The sequence below is a fragment of the Echinimonas agarilytica genome (assembly GCF_023703465.1).
Classification (GTDB): domain Bacteria; phylum Pseudomonadota; class Gammaproteobacteria; order Enterobacterales; family Neiellaceae; genus Echinimonas; species Echinimonas agarilytica.
In genome coordinates this window covers 210,405-235,517 of sequence record NZ_JAMQGP010000002.1, presented here as the reverse complement: position 1 = coordinate 235,517, position 25,113 = coordinate 210,405, and the positions used below count along the sequence as shown (strand labels likewise).

Annotated in this window: 21 protein-coding genes and 4 tRNA genes; 19 read left to right on the top strand and 6 right to left on the bottom strand. The window is 46.0% G+C overall.

Going from position 1 to position 25,113, the window contains the following annotated elements; genetic code table 11:
* Window positions 1-10: 10 nt before the first annotated feature.
* From NAF29_RS05390 to NAF29_RS05365, 6 genes are all read left to right on the top strand, one after another.
* A complete protein-coding gene (locus NAF29_RS05390; RefSeq protein WP_251260472.1) occupies window positions 11-2,266 on the top strand; it encodes a tetratricopeptide repeat protein in 2,256 nt (751 codons plus the stop codon).
* Window positions 2,267-2,364: 98 nt separating this feature from the next.
* Window positions 2,365-3,882: a GGDEF domain-containing protein gene (locus tag NAF29_RS18390; protein WP_251260471.1), complete on the top strand. Its 1,518-nt coding sequence runs from the start codon at window positions 2,365-2,367 to the stop codon at window positions 3,880-3,882.
* Window positions 3,883-3,912: 30 nt separating this feature from the next.
* Complete coding sequence (gene ppnN / locus NAF29_RS05380) at window positions 3,913-5,268, top strand: nucleotide 5'-monophosphate nucleosidase PpnN (protein WP_251260470.1); 1,356 nt, start codon at window positions 3,913-3,915, stop codon at window positions 5,266-5,268.
* Complete coding sequence (locus tag NAF29_RS05375; RefSeq protein WP_251260469.1) at window positions 5,268-6,014, top strand: flap endonuclease Xni; 747 nt, start codon at window positions 5,268-5,270, stop codon at window positions 6,012-6,014. Before ppnN ends, NAF29_RS05375 begins: the two co-directional genes overlap by 1 nt.
* Window positions 6,011-6,706, top strand: coding sequence for an SDR family oxidoreductase (locus NAF29_RS05370; RefSeq protein WP_251260468.1), 696 nt, complete (start codon window positions 6,011-6,013; stop codon window positions 6,704-6,706). Before NAF29_RS05375 ends, NAF29_RS05370 begins: the two co-directional genes overlap by 4 nt.
* An 8-nt stretch (window positions 6,707-6,714) precedes the next feature.
* A complete protein-coding gene (locus NAF29_RS05365; protein ID WP_251260467.1) occupies window positions 6,715-8,457 on the top strand; it encodes an HDOD domain-containing protein in 1,743 nt (580 codons plus the stop codon).
* A 16-nt stretch (window positions 8,458-8,473) separates the two neighbouring features.
* Here the strand turns inward: NAF29_RS05365 and rlmM are convergent, their stop codons facing one another.
* The 4 genes from rlmM to NAF29_RS05345 are packed head-to-tail and all read right to left on the bottom strand — an operon-like array spanning window position 8,474 to window position 11,481.
* Complete coding sequence (gene rlmM / locus NAF29_RS05360; RefSeq protein ID WP_285817608.1) at window positions 8,474-9,571, bottom strand: 23S rRNA (cytidine(2498)-2'-O)-methyltransferase RlmM; 1,098 nt, start codon at window positions 9,569-9,571, stop codon at window positions 8,474-8,476.
* Between the two features lie 14 nt (window positions 9,572-9,585).
* Window positions 9,586-9,945 (bottom strand): DUF423 domain-containing protein, encoded by a 360-nt coding sequence (locus NAF29_RS05355; protein WP_251260465.1) that lies wholly within the window; start codon window positions 9,943-9,945, stop codon window positions 9,586-9,588.
* On the bottom strand, window positions 9,942-10,565 hold the full coding sequence (locus NAF29_RS05350; protein WP_285817607.1) for an alpha/beta family hydrolase: 624 nt from the start codon (window positions 10,563-10,565) through the stop codon (window positions 9,942-9,944). The genes NAF29_RS05355 and NAF29_RS05350 overlap by 4 nt, the downstream gene beginning before the upstream one ends.
* Window positions 10,552-11,481 (bottom strand): transcriptional regulator GcvA, encoded by a 930-nt coding sequence (locus tag NAF29_RS05345; protein WP_251260463.1) that lies wholly within the window; start codon window positions 11,479-11,481, stop codon window positions 10,552-10,554. The genes NAF29_RS05350 and NAF29_RS05345 overlap by 14 nt, the downstream gene beginning before the upstream one ends.
* 230 nt (window positions 11,482-11,711) lie before the next feature.
* Here NAF29_RS05345 and NAF29_RS05340 point away from each other — a divergent pair, with 230 nt between their 5' ends.
* The 7 genes from NAF29_RS05340 (at window position 11,712) to NAF29_RS05310 (ending at window position 14,957) form a co-directional block, all read left to right on the top strand.
* On the top strand, window positions 11,712-12,347 hold the full coding sequence (locus tag NAF29_RS05340) for a 50S ribosomal protein L25/general stress protein Ctc (RefSeq protein WP_285817606.1): 636 nt from the start codon (window positions 11,712-11,714) through the stop codon (window positions 12,345-12,347).
* 19 nt (window positions 12,348-12,366) lie between these two features.
* Window positions 12,367-12,960 carry an aminoacyl-tRNA hydrolase gene (pth, locus tag NAF29_RS05335; RefSeq protein WP_251260891.1) on the top strand — a complete coding sequence of 198 codons (594 nt, stop codon included), beginning with the start codon at window positions 12,367-12,369 and terminating at the stop codon, window positions 12,958-12,960.
* A gap of 15 nt (window positions 12,961-12,975) precedes the next feature.
* Entirely contained in the window at window positions 12,976-14,067 is a 1,092-nt protein-coding gene (ychF, locus tag NAF29_RS05330; RefSeq protein ID WP_251260462.1) for a redox-regulated ATPase YchF, read from the top strand.
* A gap of 490 nt (window positions 14,068-14,557) precedes the next feature.
* Window positions 14,558-14,634, top strand: a tRNA-Met gene (locus NAF29_RS05325).
* 3 nt (window positions 14,635-14,637) lie between these two features.
* Window positions 14,638-14,722 (top strand) — tRNA-Leu (locus NAF29_RS05320).
* Window positions 14,723-14,733: 11 nt separating this feature from the next.
* Window positions 14,734-14,808, top strand: a tRNA-Gln gene (locus NAF29_RS05315).
* A gap of 74 nt (window positions 14,809-14,882) precedes the next feature.
* A tRNA-Gln gene (locus NAF29_RS05310) sits at window positions 14,883-14,957 on the top strand.
* Between the two features lie 53 nt (window positions 14,958-15,010).
* On the opposite strand, the gene NAF29_RS05305 is transcribed toward NAF29_RS05310, so the two are convergent.
* Window positions 15,011-16,174, bottom strand: coding sequence for an FAD-dependent oxidoreductase (locus NAF29_RS05305; RefSeq protein WP_251260461.1), 1,164 nt, complete (start codon window positions 16,172-16,174; stop codon window positions 15,011-15,013).
* A gap of 212 nt (window positions 16,175-16,386) precedes the next feature.
* Between NAF29_RS05305 and miaB the strand changes: the two genes are divergently transcribed.
* From miaB to lnt, 5 genes are read left to right on the top strand one after another with little or no spacing between them, the layout of a single operon-like run.
* Window positions 16,387-17,814 carry a tRNA (N6-isopentenyl adenosine(37)-C2)-methylthiotransferase MiaB gene (gene miaB, locus NAF29_RS05300; RefSeq protein WP_251260460.1) on the top strand — a complete coding sequence of 476 codons (1,428 nt, stop codon included), beginning with the start codon at window positions 16,387-16,389 and terminating at the stop codon, window positions 17,812-17,814.
* Window positions 17,815-17,840: 26 nt separating this feature from the next.
* Entirely contained in the window at window positions 17,841-18,884 is a 1,044-nt protein-coding gene (locus NAF29_RS05295; RefSeq protein ID WP_251260459.1) for a PhoH family protein, read from the top strand.
* On the top strand, window positions 18,881-19,336 hold the full coding sequence (gene ybeY / locus NAF29_RS05290) for an rRNA maturation RNase YbeY (protein WP_251260458.1): 456 nt from the start codon (window positions 18,881-18,883) through the stop codon (window positions 19,334-19,336). The genes NAF29_RS05295 and ybeY overlap by 4 nt, the downstream gene beginning before the upstream one ends.
* A gap of 23 nt (window positions 19,337-19,359) precedes the next feature.
* Complete coding sequence (corC, locus tag NAF29_RS05285) at window positions 19,360-20,241, top strand: CNNM family magnesium/cobalt transport protein CorC (protein ID WP_251260457.1); 882 nt, start codon at window positions 19,360-19,362, stop codon at window positions 20,239-20,241.
* A 2-nt stretch (window positions 20,242-20,243) separates the two neighbouring features.
* Entirely contained in the window at window positions 20,244-21,794 is a 1,551-nt protein-coding gene (gene lnt, locus NAF29_RS05280; protein WP_251260456.1) for an apolipoprotein N-acyltransferase, read from the top strand.
* Window positions 21,795-21,805: 11 nt separating this feature from the next.
* On the opposite strand, the gene NAF29_RS05275 is transcribed toward lnt, so the two are convergent.
* Window positions 21,806-22,303, bottom strand: coding sequence for a zinc ribbon-containing protein (locus NAF29_RS05275; RefSeq protein WP_251260455.1), 498 nt, complete (start codon window positions 22,301-22,303; stop codon window positions 21,806-21,808).
* A 224-nt stretch (window positions 22,304-22,527) separates the two neighbouring features.
* On the opposite strand from NAF29_RS05275, the gene leuS reads away from it, so the two are divergent.
* On the top strand, window positions 22,528-25,107 hold the full coding sequence (gene leuS / locus NAF29_RS05270) for a leucine--tRNA ligase (protein ID WP_251260454.1): 2,580 nt from the start codon (window positions 22,528-22,530) through the stop codon (window positions 25,105-25,107).
* Window positions 25,108-25,113 lie beyond the last annotated feature (6 nt).

Below are 25,113 nucleotides of genomic sequence, written 5' to 3'. Positions count from 1 at the left end.
ACCAATATACATGTTCAAAATCGCAAGGATGCTACTGGTACTGGTATTTGTTGTAAGCCCATGGGCCAATGCTGCAGATGACATTGACTGGAAACAGCACTATTACAACAATTGGTATCCAACCGACCCCGAACTACTGCATCAAAGCAGGCAGTTCATTGACAACATGCTACCAGACCATAGCGTTCACTCATTACTGACGTTATCATTAGACGCCCGCAATAAGGTTGTTTACGCAACGCTTATTTATCTCCGTTCTGCCGCAATGTTGCAACCCAATGCCGATCATTCATCATACGCTCGACTGGTCATAGATCTTGCCATTACGTTGCAAAAACCCATAGCAGAAGCCGAGGGTTACTATTTCATCACCCTTGACCGAGTTGCTCGACAGCAATCATTTAACAAGGGAGATCAATATCTTAAAAGAGCATTGAATTTATTGTCCAGTGCCAAATACACTGAAGACGATACCCTTTCTCATATATTGCTGACTCGACTTTACATTTTGACGGGGCAATTGAATCTCGAACAACACCACTATATCAACGCCATCGAATCGGCAGAAACCGCCCTTATTTTTAGTGAAAGTAGTGCTATTCCGCAGTTGAAAATCAATGCCATGTTCATACTGGGCGAAGGTCAGTTTGGCCTCAGGCAATATGATCTTGCGATCAAAGCTTTCTACGATGCTCTTAACTTTGCGTCCAATGATGACTACCCGTCACTCAGAGCAAAAGCAATGCAACTCATTGGTATGGTATACAAACAACAAGGGAAAACGGAAAACGCGATTGAGCATCTGCAGCTTGCCGCTGCCGACTTTCAAGCTCTAGGATATACAGCTCCGCTGGCCATCACGTTAAGAACTCTGGCAGATATATATAAGATTAACGGTAATTACCATCAAGCCATGGTAATTTACCTCAATGCACTGGAATATGAACGCGAGCTCAACCGAGCTATGGGCGTCGCCATTACAAGCGCCTCGATTTCAGATGTTTACCGTGTTCTTGGTAATCAAACATTGGCGAACGAATACCTTGTAGATGCCGAAAAACTATTTAGAATCCTTAAAAATGAAATGGGGTTATTACGCATCCGCTTAATGAAAGCGCAGATGCTCTCTCTCAAGGGCCAAATCGACGAAGCACTCATCACGGTTGAAGACGTCGCAGCGATTATAGAAGATCAACCAAACTCTGAGTTCTTTGCTGAAACTCAAACTGTCCTAATCGACCTTTATCAACGTTCTGGGCAGTTTGAAAAAGCAAATACTCTGCTCAACAACAAACTCAAAGCAATGACGCAGCGATTATCGTTTTCACTCGATCAAAGGCTCTCTCAAATTCAATCAATTCATACACAAGAAACACTGCAATCTGAAATCAGCAAACTTCAATTAGATATTGAAGAATCAGAAAATAACGTCAAACAATACATCAACTACGCCACATGGTTATTCGTCATCATTGTGCTATCGATCGGCTCTATTTTAGGCCTGAGAAGAAAATTACAGCTTCAGCGCAACGACTTGAATCAAGCGATACACAGTTCGACTCACCACCCCATGTCCGACTTGCAAAACGCTTCAGTGATGTATAAAACCTTGGACCGAGAAATCAAACAAATTCAGCGCTTACAAGAAAATTGGTATGCATCTGGAGCCGATATCAATCAGCCCAAAGGCATACAGATTATTGTAGTTCGCATCCCGACACTTCATACCATTCACGAACAACTGGGCATGGACAGCGGCTCAAAAATGGAAATGAAATTTGGAAACTTCTTAAAAAGTCGCTTTCCAGAAGAACGAATTTTTCAGCCGCGTGACGATGTGATCGCCATCGTAGCCGAGAGCTCGGCACTGCTCCGCTCTGCTGAGCAAGTTATAGATACCCTTGCGGGCTTTTCGCCGCAGGGTTTGAGCACCCAAAGCCACTTAAGTATGGCGCTTATCAACTATCCTTTTTTACCGAAAAATAGTAAAGCAGTGGATGTTAATCTAGTCGGTGAGATCTTGCTGTTAGGGCTGTCTGTTGCGTCAAATATTGCCAGCCGAGAACAAGCCGATGCTTGGATTGGACTCGAAGCCATCGATGCAATACCCATCAGTTTATTTCAGAGTAATCCGCGCGACAATACGTTGCTTGCCATTGAACAAGGTTTAATCAAGGTGTTCAGCAACTTCGAGAAAAACAAGATTCACTGGCCAGAACAGTCTTTTGGGGCGTCCGGTGTCTCAAAAGAGTCAGAAAACTCATGACATTAAGTTGAATCGTACTAGCTTCGGCTTCTACAATAAAAAGACGAAACAGCCTTTGCTCGATCGTTCGAATATTCGTTAGTTTTGGGAGTACATTAGTGCAGGATCTCAATAAAGCTTATAGAGAGCTTGAAACAAAGTTTGCTCAAGACCAAGAAGTGCTAGGACGACTCATCGGCCGGCTTTCTCAAGCCTGTAAAGGCCAACTCACCGAGCTCGACAATAAGTTGGCTAAACTCCGCGTTGCCCTTGAAAAAAATACCGATTTAGACAATATTTCGCCGCTGATTGTGCAGGTCGAAGAACTATTGCAGCAACAGTCCTCGCAAAATGATGCTGAATTACAAAGCGCTAAGAAAAGTTTTCTCGACAGTAGTTCGTTGCTGCAAAAGTCAAAAGGTCTTGAACCCGATACTCGTAGACAGCTACGACTCATCATCGATCAAGCACAGCAACCCGAATTAATTTTACCGCAACTTTTACCATTGATGCAGGCTTTGTCATCGCTATACGCAGACACACTCGCTTATTTGCATCAAAACCAAGGCTCCGATTCGGACAATGCTCAACTAGAAAAAAATAATGCTGTACTGGTTGACAACCTCATTGAGGTGCTCAACAGTTTTGAATTTGATGAACAAATTAGCGTTCAAATCAACACTCAACGTAAGCGCCTGAGAGAAGCCGAATCGGCCAATACGGTGGCCACAGTTTGCACCGATTTAATGCGTATTATTTTAGATGCGGTACAAAACGAACGAAGCGGTTCAGAGCAATTTCTCAGTCGACTCAATGCGAGCCTAGAAAAGATCAATGTGGCTCTTGGAGAATCTCTTGACTCATCCGATAAGCTTCGTGAGCTAAAAGAGCACACCGAGCAACAAATTAGACAACAATTGCAAAATATGTCTGTTGATGTGGAAGAAGGTGAAAAACTCGAAGAACTCAAAACTCAAATTAATAGCCGGCTTGATACTATCTCCAACTTGCTGGAAAAACGATCCGATCAAACGGATTTGGAAACTAAGTTGCAATCAAGTTTGCGCACCATGAATGAACGCTTGGTGCAACTTGAGAAAGAAGCTCAGCAGTATCAAGTCCAGCTCAATGAACAACATCAAAAGCTATTCATCGACTCACTCACCAACATCCCCAACCGAGCAGCATTTGATGAACGCTATGAACTCGAATTCGAGCGCGCCAAACGATATGATTCAAACCTCAACTTAGCCGTCATCGATATCGATCATTTCAAAAAAATTAATGACACTTTTGGGCACACTGCCGGTGACAAAACCTTGGCGGCTTTGGGCCGTTTATTGAAAAAGTGGTTACGTTCAAGTGACTTTGTTGCACGCTATGGAGGTGAAGAGTTTGTTGCAATTCTGCCAGAAATAAGTCCCAAAGACTGCGCCATAGCCCTTCAACAACTGTGCGATAAAGTCGCAGCTATTCCTTTCGTGTATCGCGGAGAGAAGCTCCAAATCACTATTTCGATTGGCGCTGCATCTGCCGATTTCTCTAAAAGCCGTTTAGATTTGTTTGAACGCGCGGATAAAGCGCTCTATCAAGCAAAAAATAATGGTCGCAATCAAATTATCGCGGCCGACAAATAACTAAAAGCCGAAAAGGCTGGAGGGTCGCCTATGATCACTCAAATTAATCCTGTTGGAGCAATGGATCTACTTTCACAGTTGGAAGTCGACCGGCTAAAGCAAACATCCACGTCTGATCTGTACCGCTTGTTTCGCAACTGTTGTTTAGCAGTATTGAATGTGGGCGCACAAACAGATAACAGTGCAGAGATTCTCGATTTATATAAAAGCTTTGATATAAACGTGCTCCGCCGAGAGCGCGGAATTAAACTCGAATTACTAAACCCACCCGACGCAGCATTTGTTGACGGAGAATTAATTCGAGGTATTCAAGAACATCTGTTTTCCGTATTAAGAGATATCTTGTACGTTGCTAACAAATATCAAAATAACAGCGTTATTAACTTAACCAGCTCTAATCATATTACTCACGTCGTATTCGATATTTTACGCAACGCTCGCGCGATTCATTCACAAGCGAATCCGGATATGATCGTCTGTTGGGGTGGTCACTCCATCAAAACTGAAGAATTTTCATACACTCGTGCGGTGGGATTTCAGCTTGGCCTGCGCAAACTTAATATTGTGACAGGTTGCGGCCCTGGCGCTATGGAAGGGCCAATGAAGGGCGCAGCGATTGGTCACGCACAACAACGTGCCACCAACACACGCTACCTTGGTCTAACCGAACCCAGCATCATTGCAGCAGAGCCTCCAAACCCAATCGTGAATGAACTCGTGATCATGCCCGACATTGAAAAACGCCTAGAAGCATTCGTGCGTTTGGGTCATGGCGTGATTATCTTTCCAGGAGGAGCAGGGACCGCAGAGGAATTGCTCTATTTATTAGGTATTTTACTGCACCCCAACAATGCCAATGAACCACTTCCGGTTGTACTAACGGGTCCCAAATCCAGTGAAGCATACTTCAACCAGATTGATGAATTTATCGGTGCAACATTGGGCGCAGAAGCACAAAAGCGTTACAAAATCATTGTTGACGATCCACTGGCTGTGGCGCGTTATATTTCAGACAAAATGGTTGAAGTGCGTAAGTACCGTAAGTCACTTGGCGATGCCTATCACTTCAACTGGTCACTGCACATTGAGCCGGAGTTTCAACTACCGTTCGAACCGGATCATAGCTTGATGTCGAGCCTTGATCTGCATTTCGATCAGCCTGCAGCGTCACTCGCTTCCGATCTGCGCAAAGCTTTTTCTGGCATCGTTGCAGGTAACGTAAAAGAAGGTGGAATTAAGGCGATTGAAAAACATGGACCGTTTAAACTCGATGGTGACAAAGCACTCATGAAGCGCCTCGATGTGTTACTTCAAGCATTTGTCGATCAAGGTCGCATGAAATTGCCCGGTTCTGTGTATCACCCTTGCTATGAAGTACTGACCTAATGGCCGCTCACCTTGTTGTATTTGACGCAATGAATCTGATTCGTCGAATTTATGCAGTTCACGAGAACCAAGGTGATGCGATAGAACGCGTTCAAAGCCAAACCGAACGCATGATGTTTACCATACTAAATCAGTTATCGGCCACGCATACCGTGGCCGTTTTTGATGGAGATACTCCCGGCTGGCGTCACCAACTATGGCCCCAATACAAAGTTTCTCGCTCGCCGTTACCAGAGCAACTATCATCTAACTTAGCATTGATACAAGACACTTGGTGGGCAGCAGGAATAGACTCCGTTTTACCCGATAATGATGAGGCCGACGATGTCATTGCAACCTTGGCGGTAAAATCCGAAGCGCACGGGGTGGCCGTCACCATTGTCTCGACGGATCAAGGTTTTTGCCAAATTCTAAGTGACAACGTGCACCAATATGACGGCTTCAACAAAAAATTCTTGAGCCGAGATAACTACCTTCAAAAATTTGGAATCAACACTCAATGTTGGACCCAGTATAAGGCGCTCACTGGTGAAAGCGGCAGCGATATTCCTGGCATTTCAGGATTCGGTCCAAAAACAGCAAAAGATTTTGTAAATAGCCAATTCGATGAATCAACACTCGCGCCAGCAAAGCTTAAATCCTGGCAAGAAGAAAAAGAGAACTTTCAGCTATTTGAACAACTCATGACATTGGAATGTCATCGATTGCTTGATTTTAAGCTATCAGCACTAAGGAGAAAGGAATGAGTCAAACTGTTGTGATTACGGGGGCCAACCGAGGCCTTGGACTTGAATTTTGCCGCTATTATCTCAACCGTGGAGACAATGTTATTGCATGTTGTCGTCATCCCAGCAGCGCCTCTGAGCTAGATGAGCTCAAACTCGACTTCACGAAACACATTTCAATTCATGCGCTCGATATTACTAAAGAAGCGCAACATCGCGGATTTATTGCAGCACTTGGGCGAACCAAAATCGATATATTGATTAACAACGCTGGAATCTATGGCAGCAAAGGGCTTGCAATTGAGCAAATCGGAGCCGACGAATGGTCACATGTGCTTCAGGTCAACGCCATTTCTCCTATGTTATTCACGCGAAATCTTAAAAATAACTTAAACAAAAACGCTAAAATTGTATTTGTCACCAGTAAAATGGGGAGTATCGGAGATAATTCTTCTGGCGGCAGTTATATGTACCGCAGCTCAAAAGCGGCTTTAAATGCAGCAGCTCACTCCCTTGCTGTTGATTGGGCCGAATTATCATTCAACGTCGCGATCCTTCATCCGGGCTGGGTGAAGACAGATATGGGCGGGCCAAACGCTCTCATTACTGCGGTTCAATCTGTCACTGGTATGTGTTCTGTGATTGAGGGATTGGATAGCGATGACAGCGGCCAATTCATCAATTATGATAGCCAACCCATCCCCTGGCAATAGGTTAAACATTGAGCGACAGTAGAGATGAACTCCAACAAAAAATAGCTGATTTACATCAGCTTGCAGTGTCGCTTGGAGCATCCTCAGCTTTCCCTGAAAAGGGAAAAATGATTCCTATTGCAGAGAAACTCGCAAGCAGGATATGCTTTTTAGTCGCCAGCGATCGGGTTCAGGCCCAAGCACTCCTTGCAATTTATAGTCGTAGTTACTCTGCTCCCTCTCAATGGATCATTAAAGTTGGAACTCTAACTGCTTTATTAGCCGCTGAATTAGGTTACTTAGAAACAATCGCTCTTCGTTTGGTCAAAGCAGCGATCACCATGGACATTACCATTTTGGATGTCATTGGAGCTCGTTTTCAAGCGCAACCCATATCTGCAGAAATGAAACAACGTTGGCGCAAGCATCCTGCACTCAGCTTTACTTTGCTGAGGGATGCAGGCGTTAAAGATAGCTTCTGGCTAAGTCATGTTTTGCAACATCAAGAGCGTCGCAATGGCTCAGGGTATCCAAGCCGTCTTCATGGAGCTCGCATTTTACCTACGGCGTCTTTGTTGTCATTGGTGACTGATACCCTTGATTTGTTAATGCCTACCGTTGCTCGCCAAGGCATTCCAATCGACACAGTTGTTGCGCGGCTGTATAAACAACGATTACACCACAAACGTTCACATTTAAATGCCTTGGTGTCAGTCTTTAGTCCTGTGCCAGCGGGGGCTCAGTTAAAGCTTGTTAGCGGTGGTTTAGCATTGATTTTGCGCAAGCCAGTCAAAGAGTATGTTTGGGCGGTTCAACCAATATCTCGCGCCACTCAAACAACACCAGAGGTCATCAAACTCGAACGACCTGACGTTGAGCGCGTATTCCCAATGTTGCGCTTTGACAAAGTCGACCTGATGCAAACTTGGATTGATGGCCACGCTCAAATGAGCAATGTTTTTGATACGAGCTGGCCTGAGCCCATGCCCAAGCCAAGTCCGCTGAAAGTAAAACTCAGCCAACAACTATCAGTTGAACACCCAAATATCACACGCATTGCAGAATACATTGCCAGTGAGCCGTCACTATGTAACACCTTGAGTGACATGGCGAATCGGCAAGTCAAAGGGGCTAAACCCACACGAGAAGCCAAACATGCCATCATGATGATTGGCCTTGAGCGCCTAGGGCCGATGTTGATCCGAAGTGATCTACTACAACAAGTTCAGTTGCGTCGATTCCCTCTTGATTTTTGGGCGTATCAATACATTGAGATATTTTCTGAAGCTGCAGCGCAAATTGCAGTGCAAAGTTATTTCTTAATGCCAGAGCAAGCTCGAACACTGGCAGTATTTGCGGTGTGTGGGTGGCTGTTTGATAAGGAACTTCAGCACCGAATTCAGCTCAAAGATCGTCAGCAAAACGAACTTGAACTGAATAGCATATTTGAACTTCTGACCACCACCAATGCGCGAGAGCTTGCGCAACACGGACTCCGACTGGCAGAGCTTTGGAAAATGCCAAGTAATTTATTAGATGCATTGGAAGCTTTTGCTTTCGTTAAAGCACCTGAAGCAATATCATTGAAAGGGCGTCATCCGTTTTACTTGCTTCAGTTGGCAGGCCACTTAACCATTGAAATTTTGGGTAAAGAAAATAACTGGCATGAACGCACCGCATTATTAACGCGGTTGGATATTAGTACCGAAAAATATGCAGAAGCCAAGCAAGAAGTAATGGCGTGCGGCTGTGTGATTAGCCCTCTGCCATAAATGGCAGAGGTTCATCTTAGATTTTTGGGTATCCGACGAATACCGTGATCTCTTCGCGGTCGTGATACAAGTGCTTCGCCTTGATCACCATGCCTTTTTGCATTTCTTTACGAAGAATATCCATACAAGTCTCAACCTCTTCCCAACGCGATTTCATTGGTAACTTGAGGTTGACAATGGCATTGCGAGTATTGCCCTGCTGAAACCAGTCAACCAACATATGAACCACACGACGCGGCTTATCGGCCATATCACAAACCATCCACTCACATGGCGGATTTTCAGGCCATTGAATACGGCGACCTTTTCCTATGTTTCGACCAATCCAAGCCACAGGTTTACGTTTAGGATCAAACTGAAAACCATCTTCTTGATAGTGTTTGACTTGACCGGTTTCCATTAATGACTCGTCCATCAAGCCATTGTCCACCGCAGACACAAAAAGACCACGGCGCACTAATTGATACGTCCACCCGCCTGGACAAGCTCCTAAGTCGACCGCTTTCATACCCGGCGTCATTCGCTGCTCGAGCTCTTCAGGAGTAAAAAATGACAACAGAGCTTCGTCTAATTTTAACGTTGAACGGCTCGGTGCTTTAGAAGGCTGACGTAAACGTAAAATACCATTAATATGTGGGCTATGACGCTTGGGGTCACTCAGACCAACAAACGCCTGCAATCCCGTAATTAAGCAAACATGAAGCACAGGTGCATCTGTCTTATGGGTCAGTTTGCCCTGCTTCTCCAGTCCTTTTTTGAATGGAACAGCTAACTTACGCGCTAAACGGTTCAGCTCTTTACCTTCGTTGGTATCTAAGGTTTCAATACGAACATCTGAAAAAGGCCCTAACTCTGAAATAGCCGCAAGGACAGGACCAACCCTATCATCAGGCTCAAAGTTAATGGTGTCACCATGAATCAGTTGGCGAGCGAAGATCAAACTCCGAATAGGCACTAAGCCGAGTGCTTCTGCATCTTCTTCTTGATACGTTTCATAAATAGCATAGCCTTGGTTACGCTGAGCTCTAACAAAGCCCCACTGCTCATACTTTTCCGCCAACGCACTAAATTCTGCACCCGCTTCGGCTTCAAAGCCCGCGCGACAGTACAACATGATTTGTTTCATGATTACCGTTCTCGTATATATGCCCAGATAACAAGTGCCCAGGCCAACATTAATCCTGTTCCGCCCAGCGGAGTGACCCACCAAACGGCGTGCAAGCCTGCCAGAACCAATAAGTAAATGCTACCGCTGAATGCAATTGTAGCAATTGCCATGACCGTTCCAGCCCAAATTCTTCGTATTCGACATAGCGGTAAAACACTCAGAGCCACCAACATCAAGCCATGCCAGAATTGATATCGCACCGCTACTTCTAAGCTTTGTGTTGCTTTTGCATCCAATCCACTGCCATGGCTAGCGTAAGCGCCCATTGCCACAGCGAGTAAACACAATGCACTGCCTAAAACTCCCAATAATTTAATCATAAATGCTCTTGATTCAATATGTTGTGAACAAATGCAGCTGTGATTCGCGCGGCTTCTTTAAGATGTTGAGCTTGAGTCAAGCCACTGGCTTTTCGCGGTTTTAAGCTATGATCGCCGTCGGCAAGCCAATGTACTGAAACCGACTCTGCCAAATCATACTGTTGAACTTCATCCACATTACCAAAGGTGTCGCGCTCCCCTTGCAGAATCAACAAAGGAACTTGCAACTGACAAGGGGCTAAATGATCAACACGTTGTTTCTCGGGTTTTCCCACAGGGTGAAACGGATAACCATACACCACAGTGGGGAGTTTCAACTCGCTCATTAATAAGGTCGAGACTCGTCCCCCCATGGATTTTCCCGCCAAGAACAAGGGCAAGTCGTTTGCTAAGCTGTCTATTTTTGATCGCATGGCGTCGAGTAATTTAGGCATACGATCCGGCGGTCGTCTTTTGCCCTCAGCCTTGGCTTTTTCCATATATGGAAAGTCCCACAACTCAACGTCAAGATGGTGGCGTTTCAATTGTTCTGCCAAATCCATCATAAAACTTGAATCTCGGCCTGCTCCAGCGCCATGACTCAGTAAAACTCGGGCAATTTTAGTGTCAGTCAAAAGCATGTGTTCCTGTCATACGTTTAATCGATTTCTGTTCTTTACTCACACGCGCCAACATCCATTCTCGAAACGCTTTAATTTTACCTAAATCAGCCTGCGATTCTTCACACACTAAATAGTGAGAGTCTTCACTGGTAAGCGCTTCACTAAGCGGACACACCAAACGCCCACTCAACAATTCAGGCTGTGCCAGTACACTATTTACCAAGCCAACGCCCTGACTATGAACCGCAGCTTGAATCACCAGAGCGGTATGGCTAAAAATAGGACCGTAAGAAGCTTTTGATGTATCCACAGACATCATTTTAAGCCATGCTTTCCAATCTTTTCGATCAATATCATGGAGTAAGATGTGACGGTTCAAATCATCCACAGTATTTAGAGGAATGTCGCCTTCAAGCAATTGTGGCGCACACACAACCACCAGTAACTCTTCATGCAGTTTATCGGCCACTAATCCCGGCCATTTTCCCTTGCCGAAGTAAATAGCGATATCCACATCATCCGTCATTGAGCCTTCGTCTTGATCCACCGCTTTGATCCGAACATCGATATCGGGATGAAGCACATTGAATTCACTCAGCCGTGGCACTAACCATTGAATGGCAAAAGTAGGTTGAACACTCACCGTAAGGGCCCCCTTGGCAGTGCTTGCTAACACACGGTCGGTGGCCTCATGCAATTGCGTAAAAACTTCTTTAATATCCTGAAAATAACTTTGCCCCTGCTCGGTAAGGAGCAGGCTACGGTTTTTACGGCGAAACAGCTTTAGTCCGAGAAATTCTTCGAGCGATTTAATCTGATGACTCACAGCAGCTTGAGTCACAAACAACTCTTCTGCAGCCTTAGTAAAGCTCATTTGACGTGCAGCGGCTTCAAATGCTTTCAATGCATTAAGAGGGGGTAAACGACGAGACACGGCGAACACTCTCAGATAAAATTTTCTAATGCTGAAGTATACGATGCTGTAGCGACATGAGGCAAACAAGCCTCCTTGCTCCTTGAAGGAGTCTAAAAATTACCGATTAGTTGAAGTCTAATGTTGCCCCTGAGCAATTCACGCGCTAGAATGTCGCGCCCCGAAACTGGGGACTTCTTGTTGGTTTTGGTCGCAAAAACCAACCCTATATTTTTTTATTGGAGACTATCATGTCTAACACTATTTCTTTGGACGCTGTTGTCCGTACTGATTTAGGGAAAGGTGCGAGCCGCCGCCTACGTCACACTGATGCAGTTCCAGCAATCATTTACGGTGCTGATCAAGAGCCTGTAGCAATTACATTAAGCCACAGCAAAGTTCTTAAGGCACAAGAGTCAGAAGTATTCTATAGCCAAGTTCTTGACATCAACCTTGACGGTAAAGTTGTTCAAGCCATCGTAAAAGATATGCAACGCCATGCATACAAGCCTAAAGTTACTCACATTGACTTCTTGCGCATTGATGCAACGCACGTGTTAACAACAACTGTTCCAGTCCACTTCTTAAACGAAGATACAGCGGAAGCTGTGAAGAACGGCGGTGTTGTAAACCACCTTGCAAACGAAATCGCAGTATCTTGTTTGCCAGCTGACTTGCCAGAATTCATCGAAGTTGACTTGACAGACGTTGAAATTGGACAAACAGTTCACTTGTCTGAAATCAAATTACCAAAAGGCGTTGAGTCAGTTGAATTGCTGAAAGGCGAAGATCACGACCAAGCCGTTGTTGGTATTGTTGCGGCGAAAGCTGTGAAAGAAGAAGACGATGACGCTGCTGCTGATGCTCCCGAAGCGGAAGCTGAGTAATTAGTCGGCGTCCTTTGTGATGGACTATCCGATTAAACTCATCGTGGGCTTGGGAAATCCAGGCCCCGAATATACCAACACCCGCCACAATGCGGGTGTTTGGTTTATTGAAGAACTTGCCAGAATTCATCAGGTTTCTCTTAAGCCTGAAGCCAAATTTCACGGTTACACCGCTCGCGTACAACATAACGGCAGCGATTTCAGATTACTTGTACCTACCACATTCATGAATCGAAGCGGTCAAGCTGTATCGAGTCTTGCGAATTTTTACAATATTGATGCCGAATCAATATTGGTCGCACATGACGAGTTAGATCTTCCTCCGGGTGTCGCTAAACTCAAACGCGGTGGTGGTCATGGTGGACACAATGGTCTGCGCGACATCATTAGCCGTATGGGCAACAATAAAGACTTTCTGCGCCTGCGCATCGGCATAGGTCACCCCGGTGATAAAAACCGAGTGAGTGGGTTTGTGTTAGGTAAAGCGCCAAAGCAAGAACAAGAAGCAATCGAGGATGCAATTGATGAAGCAGCTCGTTGTTTTGAAATTATCGCCAAAGATGGCTTAGCCAAAGCCATGAACCGCCTGCACAGCTTCCGTTCAGGTCAGTGATTTAAGGAACCAATTATGGGATTCAAATGCGGCATTGTCGGTTTACCAAACGTCGGTAAATCTACCCTCTTTAACGCCTTAACGAAAGCTGGAATCGAGGCTGCAAACTTTCCTTTTTGCACCATTGAACCCAATACAGGTGTGGTTCCAGTTCCTGATACTCGATTAGATCAGCTTGCCGCCATCGTAAATCCTCAACGGGTATTACCAACAACCATGGAGTTTGTGGATATTGCGGGCTTAGTCAAAGGAGCATCCACAGGTGAAGGTCTAGGTAACAAGTTTCTTGGAAATATTCGCGAAACAGATGCAATTGGCCATGTGGTTCGTTGTTTTGACAATGAGAACATTGTTCACGTTGACGGCAAAGTAGATCCAGTCAGCGATATTGAAGTCATCAATACCGAACTTGCTTTGTCTGACTTGGAAGCCTGCGAGCGTGCAATTCACCGCGCGACTAAAAAAGCAAAAGGCGGCGATAAAGACGCTAAGATCGAATTACCAGTATTGGAAAAAATCCAAACAGTGCTGAATGAAGGCGGCATGATCCGCAGCTTAGATTTAGCAAAAGAAGAAAAAAACGCGATTGATTACATTAACTTCCTCACGATCAAACCTACTATGTACATTGCCAACGTCAATGACGATGGTTTTGACAACAATCCGTACTTGGATAAAGTGAATGAAATTGCAGCCACTGAAAATGCCGTAGTTGTCGCCGTCTGTGCCGAAATCGAAGCAGAAATTGCAGAACTAGACGATGAAGAACGCGACGAATTTATGGCCGACATGGGTTTAGATGAGCCTGGCTTAAACCGCGTGATCCGTGGAGGCTACGAGTTATTGCACTTGCACACCTACTTTACTGCGGGTGTAAAAGAGGTTCGTGCGTGGACCATCCCAGTAGGAGCAACTGCGCCACAAGCCGCGGGAAAAATCCATACAGATTTTGAAAAAGGCTTTATCCGTGCTGAAGTTGTTGGTTTTGATGAATTTATCGAGTACCAAGGCGAGAGCGGTGCTAAAGAAGCGGGCAAATGGCGCTTAGAAGGCAAAGACTACGTTTGTAAAGACGGAGATGTTGTGCATTTTCGCTTCAACGTCTAACTCCCCCCAGTCTTCAAATAAAACCGCTTCAGGCATTCGCCTCTAGCGGTTTTTTATTGTCTGTGACAAATATTCTGAGTTTCTCTTCTACACAGTGCCTAACTTCTCTTTCACTTAGTGATCACGTGGCGCTTGAATCAACTCCGTGATGGCGTCAGGTGAAGCCTAAACTCAGTCAGTTTCAAAATTTTTTGGACTTGCACTCTATTTTGATGCGTCAGCGATCAAAATAAAACGACACTTTTGACCTGAATTTTCACAATGCTCAGACACAAAGGCCAATTTCATTCTTCCTCTCGACACTTTTTTTATTTATTGGGTGTTCACGTTTTAATCATTTAGACGTTAGATCGCCCCAGAGTTGGTCTATTTTTCAGCCAAGTTGTACATTACACGTGCAAACAGAAAAAATGATGAAAAAGGGGCTTGACGAGTGGGGGTCGGATTCGCATAATACGCGCCACGTTGTTACGGCAACGCTGAAAAAGATGGCTACGTAGCTCAGCTGGTTAGAGCACAGCACTCATAATGCTGGGGTCGCAGGTTCAAGTCCCGCCGTAGCCACCACTTGCGGAAGTGGCGGAATTGGTAGACGCACCAGATTTAGGTTCTGGCGCCGTAAGGTGTGAGAGTTCAAGTCTCTCCTTCCGCACCATTTTATATTGTTGGGATATCGCCAAGCGGTAAGGCAGCGGGTTTTGATCTCGCCATTCCCAGGTTCAAATCCTGGTATCCCAGCCATCTTTTCCATTGAGTTAGTGTTGCCCTCGAAGTTGCATAACTTCAACGTAAAACTAACTCATTGAAAAAACAATTGGGATATCGCCAAGCGGTAAGGCAGCGGGTTTTGATCTCGCCATTCCCAGGTTCAAATCCTGGTATCCCAGCCAAATTAGGAAGCCCGGCCATTGGTCGGGCTTTTTAATGCCTGTCATTCAAAGCATTAAATTCCACAAGCATATTGTGTGGCAAGCTTTCGAGCAAGCGGCACTTGGTGCACCGCTTCTAAGCCCTTTTGACGCGCCCATGCAAGCAGAGGGTTGCGGTTACTAAAACCAACGTATAGAGCATCCATAGCCGTCATCATCACACCATTATCCAAACGCCTAGCCGATTGATAACGTTGTAACACACTGGATGAGCTCCAATCATCTTGCTGCTCCAGAGCCTTGGAAATACACCGGTGCAATGCCACCACATCTTTAAACCCTAAGTTCACGCCCTGCCCTGCTAGCGGGTTAATCAAATGCGCCGAGTCCCCCACCAGCACAACTCGGCCTTTGCCATAGCGTTGAGCATGCTGACGAGTCAATGGAAAGGAGGCGACACAATCAATGTCAAATTCGCCTAATTCATTTGGAAAAGCACCTTTGATAGCAGATTTTAGATGTGCCACCGGCAGCTGCTTGAGGCGTTTAACTTCATCTGCGTGGTGATACCAAACCAGTGAAGCCTTACCTTGCGCCAATGGCAGAAATGCCCGAGGGCCAGTGGGGGTCATTTGTTGCCAAGTGATATCTTGACTGGGTTGGTGAGTTTCAATTGCAACCACCAGCGCTTGTTGCTGATATTGCCACCCCTCAACGCCAATACCGGCCAATTGTCTCAACCGAGATTGCCCCCCATCACACGCCAAGATCAAACCAGCTTCAACTGGCACACCATCGACCAGCAACGTGGCTGAATTTTGTGTTTGCTCCAACGATTCAAGAGTTTGAATGATTCGGCACTCAACATTTGGATGTTCAAGACAACGTTGCCAAAGTGAGTATTGAACCACATCGTTCTCTACAATATGGCCCAAATGGGACTGTTCAATTTCTGCGGCATCAAAGACCACTTGGGTGGTCTCTTTTTCCCACACGGCCAAGCGCCGATAGACGCAATGGCGAACGGCGTTAATACCAGCCCATGCCCCCACTGATACGAGTAAGTTCTGCGATGCCAGATTGAGTGCAGAAACCCGCAACCCCATCTCATCATCAACAGATACGAGTTGAGGTTCAGACCGTTCTAAAACAACCACCTTCAGTCCCAAATCCGCCAGTTTCAAAGCGGCACTACAGCCGACCATGCCACCGCCCACTACCGCAATATCAATGTGCATTTCAAATTAACCTCAAAGGCCTCAATGACGATTATCATACCTATTTTTAAGCGAATTAATTATGAATATCAAAGCACTTCAAATGACGTTCTGAAAACAATATCCAAAAGCGGCTATTTTTTGTGCAGTTCGCTATGGTCACCGGAGCCCGATAGCGCTAAAATACGCGTCCGAATTTTTAGAGCACCTAGACGTACCAGGTTAATGAACTCATGAGCAAGAAACTGCATATTAAAACTTGGGGCTGCCAGATGAACGAATACGATTCATCTAAAATGGCAGACCTGCTGAATTCAACGTCTGGTTATGAATACACCGAGGAGCCTGAAGAAGCCGATGTGCTACTGCTCAATACCTGCTCTATCCGCGAAAAAGCGCAAGAGAAGGTGTTTCATCAATTGGGACGCTGGAAAGATCTTAAAAAGAGAAACCCTGAGCTGGTAATTGGTGTTGGCGGCTGTGTTGCCTCTCAAGAAGGTTCAGCATTACGCCAACGCGCGCCGTATGTTGATGTAATATTTGGCCCGCAAACATTACATCGTTTACCTGAAATGATTTCTGCCGCTAAATCTGGCGACCCTGTGGTTGACGTATCATTTCCGGAAGTTGAGAAGTTTGATCGTTTACCCGAGCCAAGAGCAGAAGGCCCAAGCGCATTTGTATCAATCATGGAAGGCTGTTCTAAATATTGTACATTCTGCGTTGTACCTTACACTCGCGGCGAAGAAGTAAGCCGGCCTCTGGACGATGTGCTATACGAAATCGCTCAACTTGCAGAGCAAGGTGTACGTGAAGTGAACTTGCTGGGTCAAAACGTTAATGCCTACCGCGGGCAAACACATGATGACGACGTTTGTCACTTCTCCGATTTATTGCGCTTAGTGGCAAGTATCGACGGCATTGACCGCATTCGCTACACCACATCTCACCCCGTTGAATTTACAGACGACATCATCGATGCCTATGCCGATGTTCCAGAACTTGTGGATCATTTACATTTGCCAGTTCAGTCAGGTGCCGACCGTATTTTAAATTTAATGAAGCGCGGCCATACTGCATTGGAATATAAATCCAAAATCCGCCGGTTGAAGAAGGTTCGTCCGAATCTTGCAATGAGCAGTGATTTCATCATCGGTTTTCCAGGTGAAACCAACGCAGATTTTGAAGCCACAATGAACCTCATTAAAGACATAGATTTTGACATGAGTTTCAGCTTTATTTATAGCGCGCGCCCGGGAACCCCGGCGTCTGACTTACCTGACGATGTAAGTGAAGATGAAAAGAAATTGCGCTTACAAATTTTGCAAGACCGCATTAATCAGCAATCCCAACTGATTGCCCGTAACATGCTCGGAACAGAACAACGTATCCTAGTAGAAGGCCCTTCTAAAAAGAATCCAATGGAACTTCGCGGACGTACTGAAAACAATCGCGTTGTAAACTTTGAAGGAGACCATCGTGTCATCGGTCAATTTGTTGATGTAAAAATCGTCGATGTATTTTCCAACTCATTGCGTGGCGAGTTTATTCGCAGTGAAGATGAGATGGGCTTGCGTATTCATACAGCCCCATCAGATATTTTGGCCCGACGCCAGATCGAAGAAGACGCAAATGGCGTTGTAATGTTCGATCCTAACTAATTTCTAAAGAGATAAGCGAATCAATTTTGAGTCAAAATTTAACCACTCTTGAAGTCACACTAGAGCCTGAAGAAGGTCGCAGGCTCTCTGCCTTATGCGGCCCATTCGATGATAATATTAAGCAACTTGAGCGTCGCTTAGGCGTTGAAATTAGCTACCGCGGAAACCTATTTCGCGTCATCGGCAGCGAACTCACCGCTGAAGCCGCGGCCAACATACTGCTCGATCTTTATGTAGAAACGGCTCCAGTGCGCGGGCAGATTAAAGACATTGAGCCAGACCAAATACACCTTGAAATTCAAGAGAGTCGTGTGCTGGAACAACAACAAGAAAAAGTTGCAGAAACCGCATGGCAAGGCAAAGAAACCTTCATTAAAACCAAGCGTGGCGTCATTCGTCCGCGCGGCCCGAACCAGGCCGTGTATGTAGCAAACATTCTCAAGAATGATATTACATTCGGTATTGGACCTGCGGGTACGGGTAAAACTTACTTGGCGGTTGCAGCCGCAGTCGACTCGCTAGAGCGCCAAGAAGTGCGTCGTATTTTACTCACCAGACCAGCGGTTGAAGCAGGTGAAAAACTCGGCTTTCTTCCTGGCGACCTAAGCCAAAAGGTCGACCCGTATCTACGCCCTTTATACGATGCATTGTTCGAAATGATGGGGTTCGAAAAGGTCGAGCGCTTAATCGAGCGCAACGTCATTGAAGTTGCTCCACTGGCGTATATGCGCGGCCGAACGTTAAATGATGCCTTTATCATTCTGGATGAAAGCCAGAACACCACGGTGGAACAAATGAAGATGTTCCTCACTCGCATTGGCTTTAACTCCAAAGCGGTGATCACCGGTGACATCACACAAGTAGATTTACCACGCAACCAGCGCTCAGGTTTACGTCATGCGATTGAAGTGCTGGATAACGTCGACGGTATTAGTTTCAACCTATTCCAAGCCGCAGATGTTGTGCGTCATCCTGTTGTGCAACGTATCGTCAAAGCGTATGAACAACATGAAAGTGACGAGGCGCGCGAAAAAATAGCCCAAAAGCGCAATCAAGAGTCCACGTCATGAGCATCGAGCTCGACTTACAATTAGCTTCTGACGCCAACAACTTGCCCTCGTTCAATTTATTTGAGCAATGGACATTAGCGGCCCTAGAAGATCTCCGAGATGAAGCTGAACTGACGATTCGAGTGGTTGACGAAGAAGAAAGTCAAACACTCAACAACACATACCGAGGCAAAGATAAACCCACCAACGTGTTGTCATTTCCGTTCGAGGCTCCACCTGGAATTGATCTGCCGTTATTGGGCGACCTCGTTATTTGTGCCCCCATTGTGGCGCAAGAAGCAACAGAACAAAACAAGTCCAACGAACAACATTGGGCACACATGGTGACTCACGGCATCTTGCATTTGCTCGGATATGATCATATACAAGATGAAGAAGCAGAGATTATGGAATCCAAAGAGCGTATTATTTTGGCCAATCTCGGTATCCCAGACCCATACAGCGAACGCTGATGCGAGGTTTAGACAAAGGACTCATGAGCGAAGACAACCCTCACTCTAGTAACGGTTCTGCCCCCAAAAGTTGGTTTGAAAAGATAGGCCAACTCTTTCACGCAGAACCCAAAAATCAAGATGAACTCATTGAGGTCATCAAAGAAGCGCAAACCAACGGCCTATTCGATACAGACATTGCACAGATGATCGAAGGCGTTCTTGAGGTGGATGACCTGAGGGTCAGAGACATCATGATCCCGCGCTCGCAAATGGTTACAATTGACGTAAGTCAAACAGTCGAAGAATTCATGCCGACCATGCTTGAGTCTGCCCACTCACGCTTTCCTGTAATCACAGAAGACAAAGATCACATCGAAGGAATTTTGTTAGCAAAAGACTTGTTGCCTTTTGCCTTCGACCGCACCGGTACGGAATTCAGCCTCGAAGATATTCTTCGGCCCGCCGTTGTTGTTCCAGAAAGCAAACGTGTTGATGTGATGCTCAAAGAATTTCGTGCCGACCGATACCACATGGCAATTGTGGTCGATGAATACGGTGGCGTTTCAGGCTTGGTGACGATTGAAGATATTCTCGAAGTTATCGTCGGTGAAATTGAAGACGAAACTGATGATGTGGAAGACGATGCCTGCGATATCCGTCAAGTTGGCAAGCGCTTATACGCTGTGCAAGCACTGACTCAAATCGATCAATTTAATGAAGCATTTGAGACCCACTTTAGCGACGAAGAATTTGATACCATCGGCGGCATGGTCGTCAACGCATTCGGGCACATGCCAGAACGCGGTGAGTCTATCAAAATTGACGGTTTCACTTTCAAAGTGATGGCAACAGACACTCGCCGTGTATCGCAATTACAAGTCAAAGTCTCAAAAAAGACAGTCGAAGAAGCGGTGACTGACTAAACATGAAGTGGGTAAAAACCGATTTACGTTCATGGATGATGGCGCTCGCTGCGGTACTGTTTGGCGCAGTGATGCCGTTGGCCTATGCGCCTTACAACATGAGTGTTGTTGCACCACTTTCTGTGCTCGGTTTTTATGCTGTACTTCAAATGAGCCGCACACTTCGCATGGCGACGTGGATTGGGTTTATTTATGGCTTCGGCACATTTGCTGTAGGGATCAGTTGGATTCACGTTTCCATCGACCAGTTCGGTGGTGTGCCGCTGATAGTTTCCATTGCATTGATGATATTGCTGTGCGGCTACTTAGCCTTATTTCCGGCAATGTCAGGTTGGCTGTGGTATCGAATATGTCATGACAAACCTGCGATACTGAGCGCCTTCGCATTTCCTTCAATTTGGCTTGTAACCGAATACCTTAGGGGCGAATTGCTCACAGGCTTTCCTTGGCTGGCCATGGGGTATAGCCAAACCCATAGCTGGTTGTTTGAATGGGCCCCCATTATTGGTGTACAAGGTATTGGTTGGCTCGTAGTGTTTATTGGGGTATTGCTAACTCAAACCGTTCACCCCAAACGCCTTGTTTGGGCTTTGCCGATTATTGCACTGGTGGGCTTTGGCACCTTCAAAGCGTCCAACTTCATACAAGCCGAACATACCGGTAAGTTTGCTAAAGTCGCGCTTGTGCAAGGCAATGTGCCTCAAATCATTAAGTGGGATCCCGAATCTCAGTGGCCTACCATGCGCCTATACCAAGACATGAGTAGACCCTATTATGACCACGATATTGTTGTTTGGCCCGAGGCCGCAATCCCAGCCGTTGAACTCAGCGCTCAAGACTACCTGCACAATATCGACAGTACATTAGCATGGCGCGAAAGCGCAATGATCACAGGTATCATTGACTACCAACCCAGAACTCGAAGTTATTTTAATAACTTAGTAGTGTTAGGGCGAACAGAATCGGAAGGCGAGAACCCAAGCTATTACTACGGCAATAGCAATCGTTACTCAAAGCATCACTTACTGCCGATTGGCGAGTTTGTTCCGTTGGGCGACTTATTGCGTCCACTTGCTCCGCTATTTAACTTACCAATGAGTTCGTTTAGCCGAGGCGACTATATTCAAACCAACCTCCTTGCCAACGGATGGAAGCTCGCTCCTGCGCTTTGTTATGAGATTTTGTTCACCGAGCAAGTTCGCTTGAATGTGCGTATCGATACTGACTTTATTATCACTGTCAGCAATGATGCATGGTTTGGCGACTCCATTGGCCCTCATCAACACTTACAGATTGCTCAAATGCGCGCCAAAGAACTGGCTCGCCCTGTGATCCGAACCACCAACAACGGTATTACCGCAATTATTGACGCCGACGGTTCAATCACCGATCAGATACCGCAATTCGAAGCCAAAGTTCTCAGTGCAGAGGTGAATCAATACCGAGGGCAGACCTTATTCTCACGGTATGGCCACTACCCCATTGCCATTTTGAGCGTGCTATCAATTCTAATTGCGGCTATCACACGGAGACGCCATTCAACCATTCGCTAACCCCCGCAGGATTAAGGAACAAACTGCTCTCGACTGAATTTACGACCACCACATCGAATACAGGCACCTAAACGTGTGGCGTGATAAATTTCTTCAACGTGGCCACAGTCGGCACACTTAATCACACCCAAAGCGACCCATTCATTGGTTTGATAAATGCCGTCGTGCGCTAAGTTATCCGACAACTCGCGCCATTCTACTTGTGTTTTATCGGTAATTTCAGCCAATGCATGCCACACGGTCCCCGCAATACCACTAAGCCAAACAGAGGGCGGGTGAGTGTCTGAATTTGGATCCATACTGTCGGCAAAGGCCTGTAAATCACGTTTGAGGTACGCACGGATGAGCTCAAGCTCATCTCGGGTTAAATCACCTGCGGCTCCTAAATATTCGTTGGTGCGCGCAAGCCATGTTTCCAACGCTTCTTCTGTGAGATGACTTTCCTCTTGCACTTTCACAACAATTTTTTCTAAAAGTGCTTGATAGTTACTTGCTTGTTTATCACTCATAATCAAGTTCCTTGCACAAGGATTAGAATTTAAGTTTAGTTGAAAGTGCGCTCAGGCTTGTTGGCCGGATCACGGATGCGGTATCCTATGCGCCCTTTACAATGTACATAGATAAGTCAGCCAGCCAATCTTCATATTGATGAAGCACAAGTTGGTCTATTAATTATGTATATTGATACGAATTTTTAGTCGCGCATCTCGCTTTAACAGACGGAACCCAATTGATGGAAGTGCCATACAACCACCGTGAAATCGAAACCCAAGTTCAAAAAAATTGGGATGAAAACAAAACCTTCAGTGTGACTGAGGACGCCAGTAAAGAAAAATTCTACTGCCTGTCTATGTTCCCGTACCCAAGTGGCCGCCTACACATGGGCCATGTACGTAACTACACACTGGGTGACGTCATTTCACGCTTCCAGCGTATGCAAGGCAAAAATGTCATGCAGCCTATCGGTTGGGATGCTTTTGGTTTGCCTGCCGAAAACGCGGCGATTAAAAACAAAACTGCCCCAGCACCGTGGACATACGAAAATATCGAATACATGAAAGGCCAACTGAAGATGTTGGGGTTTGGCTATGACTGGGACCGCGAGCTGGCGACTTGTACGCCTGAATATTATCGTTGGGAACAGTGGTTCTTTACCAAGCTTTATGAAAAAGGCTTGGTCTACAAAAAAATGGCCACGGTAAACTGGGATCCAGTGGATCAGACGGTTTTGGCCAACGAGCAAGTTGTTGATGGCCGCGGCTGGCGTTCAGGCGCATTAGTGGAACAAAAAGAAATTCCTCAGTGGTTCATTAAAATCACCGACTATGCCGAAGAGTTGCTGAACGACATCGACCAACTTGAAGAGTGGCCCGATACCGTTAAAACGATGCAACGTAACTGGATTGGCCGCTCTGAAGGCATCGAAATGAATTTCGATGTAGAAGGCGAATCTGAAGCATTAGGTATTTATACCACTCGACCAGATACCGTTATGGGCGTTACCTACGTAGCAATTGCTGCTGCGCATCCGCTCGCACAAAAGGCATCTGAGAATAACCCAGAGTTGGCAGCATTCATTGAAGAATGCAAAAACAATAAAGTTGCCGAAGCCGATATGGCAACCATGGAAAAGAAAGGCGTAGCCACGGGCTTGTTTGCAATCCATCCCTTTACCGGTAAAAAAGTACCTGTTTGGGCGGCTAACTTTGTGTTAATGAATTACGGCACAGGTGCGGTTATGTCGGTGCCAGGTCATGATCAACGTGACTACGAGTTCGCCACCGCGTATGGCCTAGAGATTGAAGCTGTGATCCGCCCTGCCGATCAAGAATCAGTCGACATCAGTGAAGAGGCATACACCGAACGCGGGGTGCTCTTCAACTCGGGAGAATTTGACGGGTTAGAATTCCAAGACGCATTTGACGCCATTGCCGCCAAACTAGAGTCTCTTAACTGCGGTTCACGTAAAGTCAATTACCGCTTGCGTGACTGGGGCGTGAGTCGTCAGCGTTACTGGGGCTCTCCAATCCCAATGCTAACTGACAAAGACGGCAACACAGTCCCTGCTCCAGAAGACAGCTTACCTGTCATATTGCCTGAAGATGTGGTGATGGACGGGGTCACAAGCCCAATCAAAGCCAACCCAGAATGGTCACAGACCGTAGTTAACGGTCAGCCAATGACGCGTGAAACAGACACCTTTGATACCTTCATGGAATCGAGCTGGTATTACGCGCGTTACTGTTGCCCAAAACTTGAAGACGGCATGCTAGACCCTGAAGCGGCGAACTATTGGTTACCGGTTGATCAATATGTAGGTGGCATTGAACATGCAGTAATGCACTTGTTGTACTCTCGTTTCTTCCATAAATTGCTGCGCGATGCTGGCTTGGTTGAATCAGACGAGCCATTCAAGCGCTTATTGTGCCAAGGTATGGTTTTGGCTGATGCTTTCTACCATACCGATGAAAAAGGCGGGCAAGTATGGGTTTCTCCAACTGATGTGGCGCTGGAGAAAGATGATAAAGGCCGTGTCACCAAAGCGACGTCTAATGACGGTGTCGATCTGAACTATGCCGGCATGAGCAAGATGTCCAAGTCCAAGAACAATGGCATCGACCCGCAAATGATGGTGGAAAAATTTGGCGCCGATACTGTTCGTTTGTTCATGATGTTCGCAGCTCCACCAGAGCTCACTTTGGAATGGCAAGAGTCAGGCGTTGAGGGCGCTCATCGTTTCATTAAACGTGTGTGGAAGCTGGTACAAGATCATGTTGCGAAAGGTGAGACTGTTGCGCTGGATATTGCATCACTCAATAAAGCTCAAAAAGATCTGCGCCGCGACGTTCACAAAACGATTGCTAAGGTATCGGACGATTTAGGCCGCCGCCAAACATTCAATACAGCAATTGCAGCCATCATGGAATTGATGAACGCCTTGTCCAAAGCGTCACAAGAAACTGAACAAGACCGCGCAGTAGTGGCTGAAGCAGTCAATGCCATTGTACTGATGCTCAACCCAATCATTCCGCACGCATGTGATGCATTGTGGGAAGCTTTAGGCAACAAAAATGTTGAGGATGCGCCATGGCCTGTTGCAGATAAGGATGCAATGGTTGAAGATGAAAAGCTCATCATTGTTCAGGTCAACGGTAAACTCAGAAGTAAAATCACTGTCGCTGCTGATGCAACCCGTGAAAGCGTTGAATCTCTCGGATTGGCTGACGCAAACGTGACCAAGTTCACCGAAGGCAAAACCATTCGTAAAGTCATTTATGTTCCGGGTAAACTGCTCAATATCGTGGCGTCTTAGTAGACG

What these genes read in the sequence shown, in the direction of transcription:
- NAF29_RS05350 (WP_285817607.1), bottom strand. Translation starts at nt 10,565, where the DNA reads ATGCTTTTGACTGACACTAAAATTGCCCGAGTTTTACTGAGTCATGGC.
- NAF29_RS05375 (WP_251260469.1), top strand. Translation starts at nt 5,268, where the DNA reads ATGGCCGCTCACCTTGTTGTATTTGACGCAATGAATCTGATTCGTCGA.
- NAF29_RS05355 (WP_251260465.1), bottom strand. Translation starts at nt 9,945, where the DNA reads ATGATTAAATTATTGGGAGTTTTAGGCAGTGCATTGTGTTTACTCGCT.
- NAF29_RS05275 (WP_251260455.1), bottom strand. Translation starts at nt 22,303, where the DNA reads ATGAGTGATAAACAAGCAAGTAACTATCAAGCACTTTTAGAAAAAATT.
- corC (WP_251260457.1), top strand. Translation starts at nt 19,360, where the DNA reads ATGAGCGAAGACAACCCTCACTCTAGTAACGGTTCTGCCCCCAAAAGT.
- ppnN (WP_251260470.1), top strand. Translation starts at nt 3,913, where the DNA reads ATGATCACTCAAATTAATCCTGTTGGAGCAATGGATCTACTTTCACAG.
- NAF29_RS05305 (WP_251260461.1), bottom strand. Translation starts at nt 16,174, where the DNA reads ATGCACATTGATATTGCGGTAGTGGGCGGTGGCATGGTCGGCTGTAGT.
- ybeY (WP_251260458.1), top strand. Translation starts at nt 18,881, where the DNA reads ATGAGCATCGAGCTCGACTTACAATTAGCTTCTGACGCCAACAACTTG.
- leuS (WP_251260454.1), top strand. Translation starts at nt 22,528, where the DNA reads ATGGAAGTGCCATACAACCACCGTGAAATCGAAACCCAAGTTCAAAAA.
- rlmM (WP_285817608.1), bottom strand. Translation starts at nt 9,571, where the DNA reads ATGTTGTACTGTCGCGCGGGCTTTGAAGCCGAAGCGGGTGCAGAATTT.
- ychF (WP_251260462.1), top strand. Translation starts at nt 12,976, where the DNA reads ATGGGATTCAAATGCGGCATTGTCGGTTTACCAAACGTCGGTAAATCT.
- lnt (WP_251260456.1), top strand. Translation starts at nt 20,244, where the DNA reads ATGAAGTGGGTAAAAACCGATTTACGTTCATGGATGATGGCGCTCGCT.
- NAF29_RS05340 (WP_285817606.1), top strand. Translation starts at nt 11,712, where the DNA reads ATGTCTAACACTATTTCTTTGGACGCTGTTGTCCGTACTGATTTAGGG.
- NAF29_RS05370 (WP_251260468.1), top strand. Translation starts at nt 6,011, where the DNA reads ATGAGTCAAACTGTTGTGATTACGGGGGCCAACCGAGGCCTTGGACTT.
- NAF29_RS05390 (WP_251260472.1), top strand. Translation starts at nt 11, where the DNA reads ATGTTCAAAATCGCAAGGATGCTACTGGTACTGGTATTTGTTGTAAGC.
- miaB (WP_251260460.1), top strand. Translation starts at nt 16,387, where the DNA reads ATGAGCAAGAAACTGCATATTAAAACTTGGGGCTGCCAGATGAACGAA.
- pth (WP_251260891.1), top strand. Translation starts at nt 12,367, where the DNA reads ATGGACTATCCGATTAAACTCATCGTGGGCTTGGGAAATCCAGGCCCC.